The organism is Desulfothermus naphthae, assembly GCF_054657475.1.
In genome coordinates this window covers 1,621,775-1,634,610 of sequence record NZ_BAAHYQ010000001.1, presented here as the reverse complement: position 1 = coordinate 1,634,610, position 12,836 = coordinate 1,621,775, and the positions used below count along the sequence as shown (strand labels likewise).

The 12,836-nt window shown below is 30.7% G+C and carries 12 protein-coding genes; all 12 read left to right on the top strand.

Going from position 1 to position 12,836, the window contains the following annotated elements; all coding sequences use genetic code 11:
* Window positions 1-2: 2 nt before the first annotated feature.
* The 12 genes from ACYQ1E_RS07920 (at window position 3) to ACYQ1E_RS07865 (ending at window position 12,831) form a co-directional block, all read left to right on the top strand.
* On the top strand, window positions 3-1,367 hold the full coding sequence (locus tag ACYQ1E_RS07920; RefSeq protein WP_459877557.1) for a putative porin: 1,365 nt from the start codon (window positions 3-5) through the stop codon (window positions 1,365-1,367).
* A gap of 96 nt (window positions 1,368-1,463) precedes the next feature.
* The gene (locus tag ACYQ1E_RS07915; RefSeq protein ID WP_459877554.1) at window positions 1,464-1,832 is read left to right on the top strand and encodes a sulfite exporter TauE/SafE family protein; all 369 of its coding nucleotides are present in this window, start codon (window positions 1,464-1,466) and stop codon (window positions 1,830-1,832) included.
* Between the two features lie 162 nt (window positions 1,833-1,994).
* Window positions 1,995-2,603: a Maf family protein gene (locus ACYQ1E_RS07910; RefSeq protein WP_459877551.1), complete on the top strand. Its 609-nt coding sequence runs from the start codon at window positions 1,995-1,997 to the stop codon at window positions 2,601-2,603.
* Between the two features lie 3 nt (window positions 2,604-2,606).
* Window positions 2,607-3,059 (top strand): phosphatidylglycerophosphatase A family protein, encoded by a 453-nt coding sequence (locus tag ACYQ1E_RS07905; RefSeq protein WP_459877548.1) that lies wholly within the window; start codon window positions 2,607-2,609, stop codon window positions 3,057-3,059.
* 55 nt (window positions 3,060-3,114) lie between these two features.
* Window positions 3,115-3,510 (top strand): secondary thiamine-phosphate synthase enzyme YjbQ, encoded by a 396-nt coding sequence (locus ACYQ1E_RS07900; protein ID WP_459877545.1) that lies wholly within the window; start codon window positions 3,115-3,117, stop codon window positions 3,508-3,510.
* Window positions 3,511-3,520: 10 nt separating this feature from the next.
* Window positions 3,521-4,159: a DUF3786 domain-containing protein gene (locus ACYQ1E_RS07895; RefSeq protein WP_459877542.1), complete on the top strand. Its 639-nt coding sequence runs from the start codon at window positions 3,521-3,523 to the stop codon at window positions 4,157-4,159.
* Window positions 4,160-4,330: 171 nt separating this feature from the next.
* Complete coding sequence (rnr, locus tag ACYQ1E_RS07890) at window positions 4,331-6,496, top strand: ribonuclease R (RefSeq protein ID WP_459877539.1); 2,166 nt, start codon at window positions 4,331-4,333, stop codon at window positions 6,494-6,496.
* Entirely contained in the window at window positions 6,489-7,238 is a 750-nt protein-coding gene (locus ACYQ1E_RS07885) for a glycosyltransferase family 2 protein (RefSeq protein WP_459877536.1), read from the top strand. The genes rnr and ACYQ1E_RS07885 overlap by 8 nt, the downstream gene beginning before the upstream one ends.
* Window positions 7,239-7,264: 26 nt before the next feature.
* Window positions 7,265-7,543 carry a lipid-A-disaccharide synthase N-terminal domain-containing protein gene (locus ACYQ1E_RS07880; RefSeq protein WP_459877533.1) on the top strand — a complete coding sequence of 93 codons (279 nt, stop codon included), beginning with the start codon at window positions 7,265-7,267 and terminating at the stop codon, window positions 7,541-7,543.
* The gene (locus tag ACYQ1E_RS07875) at window positions 7,540-9,039 is read left to right on the top strand and encodes an ArnT family glycosyltransferase (RefSeq protein WP_459877530.1); all 1,500 of its coding nucleotides are present in this window, start codon (window positions 7,540-7,542) and stop codon (window positions 9,037-9,039) included. Before ACYQ1E_RS07880 ends, ACYQ1E_RS07875 begins: the two co-directional genes overlap by 4 nt.
* On the top strand, window positions 8,975-10,105 hold the full coding sequence (locus tag ACYQ1E_RS07870; protein WP_459877527.1) for a metallophosphoesterase family protein: 1,131 nt from the start codon (window positions 8,975-8,977) through the stop codon (window positions 10,103-10,105). Before ACYQ1E_RS07875 ends, ACYQ1E_RS07870 begins: the two co-directional genes overlap by 65 nt.
* A complete protein-coding gene (locus ACYQ1E_RS07865) occupies window positions 10,102-12,831 on the top strand; it encodes an AAA family ATPase (protein WP_459877524.1) in 2,730 nt (909 codons plus the stop codon). The genes ACYQ1E_RS07870 and ACYQ1E_RS07865 overlap by 4 nt, the downstream gene beginning before the upstream one ends.
* The last annotated feature ends 5 nt before the right edge of the window (window positions 12,832-12,836 follow it).

The following is a 12,836-nucleotide window of genomic DNA, read 5'->3' as shown; positions in this document are numbered from 1 at the left end:
TAATGAAAAAAATAATTTTATTTCTAGGTATTATTACTTTTGTTTTTTCTTCTTTTTCTTACGGTTATATGAGTAGGGAAGAGATGGAAAAAAGATTGAATGATCTTCTTAAAATAATCAAGCAACAACAAAAAGAAATAGAACAGCTCAAAAAAGAATTGGAAGTACAAAAACAGAGTTTAAACGAGCAAAAAACAAAGACTAAAGAAGTTGAGAAAAAAGTGGCACTTCAACAAAATATAATAAAAAAGAACATTCCATCATGGATAAAAAAAATCAAAGTTTCTGGAGACTTAAGACTTAGATATGAAGGTATTTTTAACAGAAAAGAAAAACAAAGAGATGGGAGTTTAAAGGATATAAAGGATCGTGAAAGATACAGAATTAGGGCAAGGCTATTTTTCGATGCCCCTTTATCTGATGAGCTTTCAGCCCATCTTATGCTCTGCAGTAATCAGGACAAAAACAAAGAAGCCACTACTACGAATCAGAGCTTTTCAGATGATTTTAATGATAAAGGTATTTATATCCATAGGGCCTATGCAGTTTATAAGCCCAAATGGTTAAAAGGATTAGAGCTCGGGGCAGGCAAATTTAAAAATACCTTTCTACATACAGACATAATGTGGGACCCTGATGTTAACCCAGAAGGAGCTTATGAAAGATATCAATACTCAAAGTTTAAAACCTTTCAGCCCTTTATACATTTAGGTCAAATGGTAGTAAATGAAGTAAATAAAGGAAAAGATGCTTACCTTTATGTTTATCAATTTGGAGGAGATGTTAATTTTAAAAACATCAAATGGACTATAGCTGGCAGTTATTATAATTGGTATAGATTAGAAGCATCAAAATATCTCAGGTATGGAGACTACAAAAAAGGAGGCGGAAATACTTATGTTTTAAAAAAGGGAGAGCTAGATTATGCTTATGACTATGACCTTTGGGAAGGTATTTCTTTTTTGAAATTTAAAATTAAAAATATATCTATAAAACTCATCTTTGACTATGTGGAAAATGTTGCTGATGATGTGCCTTCAGACAAGGATAGTGCATATTATTTAGGGGGTGTGATTGGAAAGAGAAAGAGAAAGAAAAAAGGTGATCTTAGTCTTAGTTATAAATATGCTTATATAGAAAATGATGCAGTAGTAGGTTCTTTAAATGATCAAGATTTTTATGGAGCAAACAGAAAAGGACATAAAATTAAACTACGCTACATGCTATTAGATAATGTTGAATTTGGTTTAGCCTATTTTCATACAAAACCTGTAAATGATTGGGATGTTAATTCTCCAACCTTTTCTAAAAACAAATCGAGGGAAAGAGAAGACAGAATCCAAAGCGATCTTATCCTGAAATTTTAATAAAAATTTAACTAAAGGCCAAAGCAAAAATATAGACAACCTGAGTTTGTTGTTTTACAAATTCAGGTTGTCTAAAGTTAAAGGGGTTTAAAAAATATGCAAAAATCTTGTATACAAAACTTTATATTTATAGCACTTGGCGTAGTAGTGGGAATTTTAGCAAGTTTCAGTGGGCTTGGAGGAGGATTTTTAATGGTGCCGCTTTTGCTTTTTCTAGGATATGATGCGCAGCAAGCTGTTGGCACATCCTTTATGGCAATAGTAATAATCTCTTTATCCGCCCTTATCGCCCATAGCAGACTTGAAAATGTTAATTACAAAATTGGATTGTTACTAGGAATAGGTGGAATAATAGGTGCTCAAATTGGAGCAAGAGCCTTAGAACATGTATCAACAGGTATGTTTAAAAAAATATTTGCAGGAATCCTCATTTTACTAGCCTTAAGAATGCTACTTAAATCCTAGGCATGAGGTGGTTAATGAGAATGCGGTTTAAATATTACCAATTTCCTGATTTAAAACTTGAGTGTTTTTACAATACAATATTTCTTTTTCATAGGCAGATAGTATTATAATTCAATTGATTTTTTTTCTTGATTATTAATTAATAATATTTAAAATAACTCAATGCACTCAATAAAAGGACCTTTTAAAAATTTAAAAAATATAATCCTGGCCTCAGCTTCCCCACGAAGACAGGCCCTTCTTGCTAAGTTGGGGATATATTTTGAAGTAATGGTCAGTGACGGAAAAGAAAAAACAGATGGAGATAAAGCTGAAATCTTGGTGTTAGAAAATGCAAGGGCCAAAGCAGAAAGTGTTTTGAGAAAAAAGGTCAAGGGTGTTATTGTTGCTGCAGATACATTGGTAACAATAAATGGAGTGTATTTAGGTAAACCAAAAGACAAAGAAGATGCAATATTGACATTAAAAAAACTTATGGGTAATTGGCACCAGGTTTATACAGGGTGTTATATAATAGATAGTACTAATAAACATATTAATGTCCAAAAATTTTATGTTAAATCACATGTGTTAATGGATAAAGTTGATGATAATATTTTAGAAAAATATGTTGATACTGGTGAGCCCATGGACAAGGCTGGCGGTTATGCAATTCAAGGTATTGGTTCTTTTTTAATAAAAGAAATTAAAGGGTCCTATTCAAATGTAATAGGTCTTCCCTTAAATGAGCTGGTAAAACACCTTTTAAAAATTTCTGCTATAGGGGTTTAGAGTATGATTAAAAATAAATTTATGTCCATTGCGCAGTTATTTGGTATAGGAAAAATAGAATTCGCACCAGGAACATGGGCTTCACTGGTAACCTGTATAATTGGGTATCCTCTTTTATATGTTAATCTTGGTATTAAAATAATTATTATAATCTTAATTTCTCTTTTGGGAATGTTTGCAGCAGATTATGCAGAAAATGAATTACAGGAAAAAGATCCTAGCTCAATAGTAATTGACGAGGTGGCTGGCCAGTTTATCACCCTTACATTTATTACAAAGCCTTCTTTTGTTTATGTCTTTTTTGCTTTTATTTTATTTAGGATACTGGATGTATTTAAACCACCTCCAATAAAACAAATAGAAGATAAATTTTCTGGAGGATTTGGCATAATGATTGATGATATAGCAGCTGGAATTATTGGCGGTATTATTTTATTGTTAGTCTCAAAGATATAAAAAGATTGTAATTTTATGGAGATGATTAAATTAAGTATTTAAAAAGGAGTGAAATATGGAAATATTAAATATAAATACCAACAAAAGAGAAGAGTTAATAGATATAACAAGTCAAATAAAAGAATTGGTGTCTAAAAAAAGCTGGAAAGATGGAGTTTTATACATTTATACACCACATACTACAGCTGGTATCACAATAAATGAATCTGCAGATCCATCTGTAGCTTATGATATAGTAGAGACACTTAAAAAATTAATACCTTTATCCAGTCATTATAGACATATTGAAGGAAATAGTGATGCCCATATAAAATCATCATTAATTGGATGTTCTGTGAATTGTTTTGTTGAAGATGGAAATTTAGTTTTAGGTACCTGGCAGGGTATATTTTTTGCCGAATTTGATGGGCCTAGAAAAAGAAAGGTCTATGTGAAATTCATAAAAGAATAGTGGAGTTACTATGGAAAAAAAGGCTCCTGTATTTAAAAAAAATTATGAGAACTATTTAAAAGAAATTAGCAAACTTGATCTTTTAAAAATAGCAAAAATTTTGGGACTAAAAAAAGACCATACTTCCATCTATGTGCCTTTTTTCAATAAAATTATTAAGGTCAATAAATCAGGTATGTATGATGAAAAGGGTAAACAACCTTTGTATTCCGAATGCATTGTAGTTGCAAAATATTTATTGATGGCTCAAGAACATGTCCCTGAGTCAAAGGGTTGGGTAACTTATAAAGATTTTAAAGATGCAGCTCCTTTTGCTGGTGCCTTTTCCAATAATGTAGAAAGGATGATAGAAAAACGTTTTTTAAACAGGATCGATGAGCTTAAAAAGGCTGGCCAGATCCTGGGAGGTCATGTGATTACTGATATGGATCTTTCTTACGAACTCATAATGAAATTTTTAGTAGTACCTAGATTTGAAATCCTTCTGGTCTTTAATGATCAAGACGAAGAGTTTCCAGCAGAGGCTAGGATACTTTTTCAGGATAATGCAGATAAGATATTGGACATGGAATGTATTGCAATTTCTGGATGGCTTTTATCTGACTATTTGCACATTTTAAGTGGAGGAAAAAAATTTACTATTATGTAAATCTAATATAAACCCTTTAAAAAGATTTGGTTTTTCCTCGCCAAAAATTAATACCAAAGTCGTTATTCTCGTGAACTCTTTTATCTTTTCTTTAATATCCAAATATTTTACAGTTATTTTAATAGCACACACGCTATATAAAATAAATATCAATGAAGGATGTGATTTATAATGGCAAAATCAAAGATAACAAAAAAAGTTATATTAAAAATATTTTATAACTATTCCAGGCCCATAACCCTTAAAGATATCTATAAAAAACTATCTCCTTCAAGAAAGGAAAAGACCAAAATTCAGCAAATCTTGGCCAGTCTGGAAAAAGATGGAGAAATAATTCCAATAAGATATGGCAGGGCTTATGGCCTGGTTAAGAGGATGGAACTTGTTAAAGGTGAGATTGAGCTACACTCAGATGGTTATGGCTTTTTGATCCCTGATGATAAAAGGAGAAAGGATGTATATATTTCAAAGGAAAATTTAAAGGATGCATGGCACAAAGATAAGGTGGTTGTGGCTTTGCTTCCAGACTCAAGGGGTAAAAGCCCAGAAGGCAGGGTAGTTAGGGTTATTAAAAAAAGCATTGAAGATATTCCAGCTCATCTTATTAGAAAACTCTCTGAAAATATCTTTTTAGCCCGCCCATGTGATACAAAGCTTCCCTTTGATTTTATAGTAGATATTAGCGAGGTAAAGGATAATTTTGTTGATACAAATCAGGTGGCCCTAATCAGACCAACTGAATTTTATGAAAAAAATGTATTTTTTGCAAAAGCTATCAAGATTCTTGGGGGAGCAGATAAAATTTCTGTGCAAGAAGAAATTGTAAAGATCTTTCATTCAATTCCAAGGGAATTCCCCCTGGAAGCCTTATTTGAGGCTGAAAAGATTAATTTAAAAATAACTGAAAAAGATCTGGCTGAAAGAAAAGATTTAAGACATTTGGATTTTGTTACAATTGATGGAAAAAATGCCAGGGATTTTGACGATGCAATCTTTGTAGACCAGGTTGGTAGTGGATTTAAGCTATATGTGGCTATTGCTGATGTTACCCATTATGTCAAAAGGGGTTCAGCCCTTGATTTAGAAGCCAGAGAAAGGGGAAATTCTTATTATTTTCCAACTTCTGTTGAGCCAATGTTCCCTCCAAAACTCTCAAACTACCTCTGTAGTCTTAATCCTGGAGAAGATAGATTGGCAATAGTTGTGGAAATGGATTTCAATAAAATGGGTGAGATGAAAAGGGCCACATTTTATGGTGCTGTTATTAAAAGTAAAAAAAGGCTCACCTATTCCCAGGTCCAAGAGGCAATTATTGAAAAAAATGTAGAGGAGAGAAAGAAAATTGGCGATAATATATGTAATATGTTGGATATAGCCAAAAATCTCGCAGAGCTACTTTATAAAAGAAAGTCAAATAGGGGTGCTATTGATTTTGACATACCTGAACCTGAAGTAATATTTCAGGACCTTGATAAGGCTGAGCTTGGGAACTTTATAGTAAAACCCAAAAAAAGATATTTTTCACACCAAATTATTGAAGAATTTATGATTGCTGCAAATGAAGCTGTAGCAAACTTTTTGACAGAAATGGAACTCCCATGCATGTATAGGATACATCCAGAACCTGATGAGGAAAAACTCGCTTCTCTTTTTGCCATACTTGAGACAACTGAGATCAGTAATAAAATCCCAGAAGAAATAGACAGCAAAACAATCCAAAAATTACTTGAGGATGTAAAAGGTAAGGATTTTGAGTTCCTGGTAAATAGACTTGTTTTAAGGTCCATGATGCAGGCTACTTATGATCCTAAAAATACTGGGCATTTTGGACTTGCTTCAGATTGTTATTGCCATTTTACTTCACCAATCAGAAGATATGCCGATGTTATTGTGCACAGGATATTAAAGACTTATCTGGGATTAGAAAACTCACGACTTTTAAAGCCAAAAAAGATGAAAACCCTAGGAGAACACTTAAGTAAAAGGGAAAGAATAGCCCTTAATGCTGAAAGGGATATTTTAAAGAGGCTCACAGTGTTAATTATGAAAGACAGGATTGGAGATAGATTTACAGGTATTATATCATCTGTAATGGACTTTGGATTTTTTGTGGAAATAAAAGAGGCAATGGCAGAAGGGTTGGTTAGATTATCTTCTCTTATAGATGATTATTACATCTATGACCATACATATCAAAGATTAGTGGGTAAAAGAAGTGGTAAAATTTATCAAATTGGAGATCAAGTAGATGTAAAAGTTGTAAATGTAAATCTGGATAAAATGGAGATAGATTTTGAACTCTATGATGTTTCTCTGGAGGAAGAGATAAATGAATGATGTTTATTATTCAATCATAATACCAATAAAGGATGAAGAAGAAAATATAAGAGACCTCTACAATGAGATAAATATGGCAATGAATAGAATTGATAAAGAATGGGAGTGTATATGGATTGATGACGGATCAGAGGATAAAAGTTTAGAGATATTAAAAGAATTATCTAAAAAAGATAAAAGACATAAATTTATTTCCTTTGAACAAAATATGGGACAGTCAGCTGCCTTATATGCTGGATTTAAATTTGCTCGTGGTAAGATTTTTTTGACAATTGACGGTGATGGACAAAACGATCCCAATGACTTTCTTCTTTTGCTCGATGTTATGAAACAAAAAAAGGTGGACTTTGTAACTGGTTATAGAAAAAATAGACAGGACTCAAATATAAAAAAGATTTCATCCAAAATAGGAAACTTTTTTAGGAACTTGATTACAGGAAAAACTGTAAAAGATGCTGGATGCGCAATTAAGGTGTTTAAGAGGGAATGTGTGGAGTTTTTGCCTCCTTTTAAGGGCATGCACCGTTTTTTGGCGAGCATAATACACTACCAGGGTTTTTCATGGGCAGAAATAGCTGTTAATCATCGTCCAAGAAAAAAAGGTGCTAGTAAATACAATATATCCAATAGGTTATGGGTGGGAATTATGGATCTCATTGGCATTTGGTGGTTTAAAAAAAGAACATTTAGATATAAAATTTCTCAGATAAGTAATGAGCTTATAGATGTAAAAGATTTTTAAGACCATAGATGTTGGGGGTGAAATTGATGGTTTCAGACAAAATCTGGCTGGGGATAGGATTTTTTGCCCAGGCATTATTTGCTTCAAGATTCATAGTTCAGTGGATTGCTTCAGAAAAGGCAAAAGAAAGTGTTGTTCCTGAGGCCTTTTGGTATATTAGCCTGTTGGGAGGAATTTTGCTTTTTTTATACGCAACCTGGAGACAGGATCCTGTATTTATGTTAGGTCAGGGGAGTGGTATTTTTATATATTCCAGAAACTTATATTTGATCCATAAAAAGAAAAAAAGAGAGACTGCAAATTGAGACTTTCCTTTGAACTTCCAACAAAAAGTGTTTGGGGATTTTTGGCAATAGTATTTATATTTAGGCTTGCCTATATTTATATTGTTCCTCTTGAGCTTGTTCCAGATGAGGCCTATTATTGGGATTGGTCAAGACACCTTGATATTGGCTATTATAGCAAACCACCCATGATTGCCTGGTTAAATTATTTATCAACACATCTTTTTGGAATAAATGAATTTGGGGTTAGATTTTTTGCAGCATTACTTGGAACAGCCTCTGCTGGAATAGTATATATGCTGGCAAAGGAGATGTTTGATGAAAGAGTCGCTATGATCTCATTTTTATTTTCCCTGCTAACTCCAGCAAATGCAGCACTTTCATTTGTCATGACCATAGATCCACCTTTAATCTTTTTTGGCACCTTATTTCTCCTTTTATTTTGGAAGGGACTAAACTTAAAGGGAAATGGACAAATTTTATCTTTTACCCTTGCAGGTATAAGTTTTGGACTAGCATTTTTAAGTAAACAAATGATGATTGTATATTTTATTTCTATAGCCATTTTTCTTATTTATGAAAAAGAATATAGATCAAACATCTCTGCACCAGCAATTTTTTTGTTTTTGTTTTTTTCTTTTGCATTAATATCCCTCCCTATATATTGGAATTATAAACACAATTGGGTAACATTTCAGGAGACTGTTCACCATATATCTTCAAATCCATCTATATTAAAAACCATTTCAACGTTTTTTGAATATGTAGGTGGACAGGTTTTAATTATTACACCAATATTTGCAGTTATTATTTATTTTTCAATATATAAGGCTATCTTAAACTTTAGAAAACTTGATACAAAATCAAGATTTTTATTTTTCTTTGGACCTATTTATCTGGTGATTTTTTTGTTTTTAAGTTTAAAGCAAAGGGTAAATGCAAATTGGCCTGCACTTTTTTATCCTCCAGCAATTATATTCTCAGTTGCATGGTTTTTAAAAAACATCAAAGAAAAATATATAACTAAATGGATAAATAGAGGGCTTGTTGTTGCTTATGTCTTTGTATTTTTAACTTATATAACGCCATTTATATTTACCATTGAAACAATAAGTGGAACCAAGATAGACCCAACAAAGCGGGGAAAGGGTTGGAAAAACTTAGCTATACAACTTAGCGATATTTATAAGCAACAGGAAAAAGATATTTTTATATTAGGCAAAAAAAGGGATATAATATCAGAGATGGCTTTTTATATGGAGGAGCATCCTGTAATTTATAAGATTGATAGAACTCCAAATATTGTCAAAGATCAATATGAAGTGTGGGGCACTCATGGAATTAATATGACTGGAAAGGATTGTTTAATCCTGCGTAAAGGGAGTAGAACGGGAAAAGAGCTGATTAAAATGTTTGATAAAGTTATAAAAATAGCAGAGATAAAATCTAAGATTGGTAAAAATAGCTACAGGATTTATTCAGTATTTAAAGGCACAAATTATAAAGGGAGTTATTGAGCTTATGTTAAAACTCTTTCATACATCTGATATACATATTGGAGCTAGAAATAGATATCTGGGAGATAAATTATTTGATGAGCAAAAGAAATTTTTAAAAAGACTGTATAATAATGCAAGGGATGAGGATGTAAAATATATAGTAATTGCAGGGGATGTATTTGACTCAAATTATGTGGGGTCAAATTTAGTAGAAGAATTTTTTGAGATTATTGGATATTACAATGACATATATACAGTGATTATTCCTGGTGGTGGAAAGAGTCACAGACAAGAAGTAACTGGCCACGATGCATACACAATGGATTCTGTATATCGCAGACTAGATGTTAGACAATATTTAAATAGAGAAAATATAATCTTTCTATCACCAGACTCACCATCAAAAGTGATAGATAATATAGCATTTTATGGTGGTTTTTTTGAAATACCAAATGTTTCAAAATTAAATGCAGCCTTTCACATTGGAGTTGTGCATGGACCATTTAGTGATGTCCCAACACATGACGAGATCTCAGTAGATAAGTTAGAAAGTATGTTTTTTGATTACATCTGTCTTGGTCACTACCACTCCTTTAAAAAATTTAACAAATGCGCTTATTCAGGATCTTTGGTACAATATGAATTTTCAAAAAAAAGGTTATCATCTAGCGGTTATATATGCGTGACAATTGGATCTGAATTAAATATTGATTATCGCATTTTCAAAGATGCCCCTGGATTTTACAAAAAAGAGATATTAGATTTAGAGGATATCAAATGGATAGAAGATAAAATACAGAAGGGTGATTTTGTGGAAATTATTGGATATGTTAAGGAACTAAAAACCAAGGTAGAAAATCTCTTAGAGACTCCAAATATTAAATTGAGTGATGGTGTTATTGAGTATGAAAGGGATGGAATTTACGGTATTATTGAAGATACCATTGATGAGATATTATCAATGGATATGGGTTTTGCAAAGGATTTAATTGATGATATTAAGGTCTTTATTCTAAAAAACATAAGGGGTAATTTAACAAAGCCAAAAATAGAAGAATTTTTAAAAAACAAGTATTTGTCATGATAAAATTAAACAGTATCCATTTAATTAATTATTTAGTTCATAGGGATTTTGTCCTTGAATTTGGTTATCCCATTTATGAGTTAAAGGAACACAACGAGTTTGGGAAAAGTACAATACTGTCAGCAATTACAGATGCATTTTCTTTAAATCCAGCATCTCTTATGGATAAATCAACAAAGGGTTCAAATAAAGGGCCTGTGATTGAACTGGATTTTGAGTTAAATAAAAATCCTTATACTATTATTTTAAATTCTCAGGATAATAGTGTGTTACTGAAAGGTAAAGATGGAACATATCTCAGCTCTCCAAATAGTATAAAAGCATTTTTTCAAAAACATGGATTTAATCTACTTTCTTATGTTGTAAAAAATTTGCTCCACTTGCAGGAGAGAGATCTTTCAATTAATGCAGATTCTGCTGAGTTTAGAAAATTTACAAAAGATATTTTAAATGTTGAAAAAATCAATCAATTAATTGGAATTACTGATAAAATACTTTTAAAAAATAAAGGCTTTAAAGCTGGTGAATTTAAAAAGATACAAAATAAATTAATGGAAAAAGCAAAAAATTTACAAAATGAGATTATCTCATTAGAACATGATTTTGAAAAATATTCAAAAAATTTAGAAAGATATAATAATTTAAGTAAAGAAATAGAGAAAATTACAAAAAAAATAAAAAATGATCAAAATACATTAGATGCAATAAAATTATTAATGGAATATAAGAGAAAAATAGATTATGAAGAGAAGCTTGACAAAAATTTAAAAGAAATCGATCAAATAAAAAATCAATTGCAAGAATTAGATACAAAAATTAAAAACCTCGAAAATGAATATAAAGAAAAAGACAAATATTTACAATCTCTTTTGATTGTTCAGAAAAAAAAGGAAAACTTAGAACAAAAGAAAAAAGAGTTAAGTAAACTGGAAAAATTAAAAGAGGACATAAAAAATTCTTGCATTGATCTGTCAAATAAAAACAAAGAGATAAAAAGAACAAGGGATGATTTATCATCAAAAATAAAAGAAATAGAGAATATTTTACAAGAGATAGATGATAAATATACATCTTTACAAGATAAAATAAAAAATATTTCCATAAATAAAGAAAAACTCTCGTTTATTTCACAAGATATAGCAAAATTAGAAAATGAAATAAAAAAAGCAGAAAATATTAAATCGCAACTAGACAATCTAAAGAGCCAGATAAAAGATTATCTAAATTATGACATTAATTTTCTAAAAAAATTGTTTACTGATGTAGAGGTATTTGAAGGTCTAATCAAAGGATCTAAAGGCACAATTCAAGTTCAAAAAGGATCAATATATGTAAATGATAAATTATTAAATGAGGGCGATTTGTTTTTATTTGAAGGCGAGGCTGTTTTGGCCCATGATAAATTCTGTGCTACAGTTGTTACAAATGAGGAAATTTTAAACATAAAGTCTAGATTAGATCCATTTTTTAAGGACTTTAAATCCAAGGAATATTTAAAAGACGTAATAAAAAAATTAGAACAATATAAAAATATTAATCTAAAATATAGTGAGATAGATTTAAATAAAATTAATCAAGATTTAAATAGATTATTAAATGATAAAGTAAAAATAGAAAAGGATATCTCAATAGAAGAAAAATTGTTAAAAGAATTTAAAGATCTTAAAGAAAAAGAAAAAGCATTAAAAAAAGAACTCCAAAGTTTTAATAAGAAAATTAGACAAATAGAAAAGGACATTTCAAAAAATAATGGCATGATTGCTGTAAAGGAAAAGGATTTACAGGAAATTGATGATAATATACAGGTGTTAAGATTAGAAATAGATAAATTATTTAATGAGATAGATAAAAATGGATTTACTGAAATTTCCTTAGATGATATTGAAGATAAAATAAATACAAATAAGAATCATCTTAAAAATATAACAGAAAAAACATCAAAATTTAACTATAAGAAATCTGCCTTATCAGAAAAGGTCAAATTTTTACAAAATGAAGCTAAAGCAATAAAAAAGGAACTTGAAAAACTAAAAGATATAGATTCAAAAATAAATAACCTTCCATTTGGATTGGTAAAAAAATATGATTCTTATGAGGTAGAAAAATTAGAAGATTTAGAACACCATTTAGATAATGAATTAAAAAGGGCAACTGCTAATGAAAAGAAATTGTCAGCAGAATACTCAGAGCTTAAAGGTATTTTAACTCATGTTCCTGATAAAAAGGTGTTAGAGGAAAAACGAAGTGAGTTAAACGAGTGTATGATAAAACTTTCAGCACTGGATAGGATTGAGAAAATATTGCGGGGTTCCAGGCAGGTTATGGAATTACTTCGTAAGATGATTGAAGAAAAATATTTAAGTTCTTTATCTCAAACTACAACAAAATATTTCTCTGAAATAACAAGAGGGAAATATGTGCAGGTTATTTATAACGATAGCACTATATATTCTGGACGGGAAAATTTCTCAAGGGCCTGGAGCGTAGTTTCAAATGAGGGGGTAACTTTTGATTTTGATGAGTTGTCAGATGGTGCAAAAACTCAATTACTTCTAGCTGTGAGGCTCGCACTAATTTCCACATTTTTTGGAAATAATATTGCTTTTTTGCTTTTAGATGAGCCCTTTGCATACTTTGATTATCAAAGGATAGAGAAGACCAGAAATCTGTTAGAATCACTGGCAAATAAAGGATGGCAGATTATCTTAGTTTCTGCAAAGGTTTAATAACA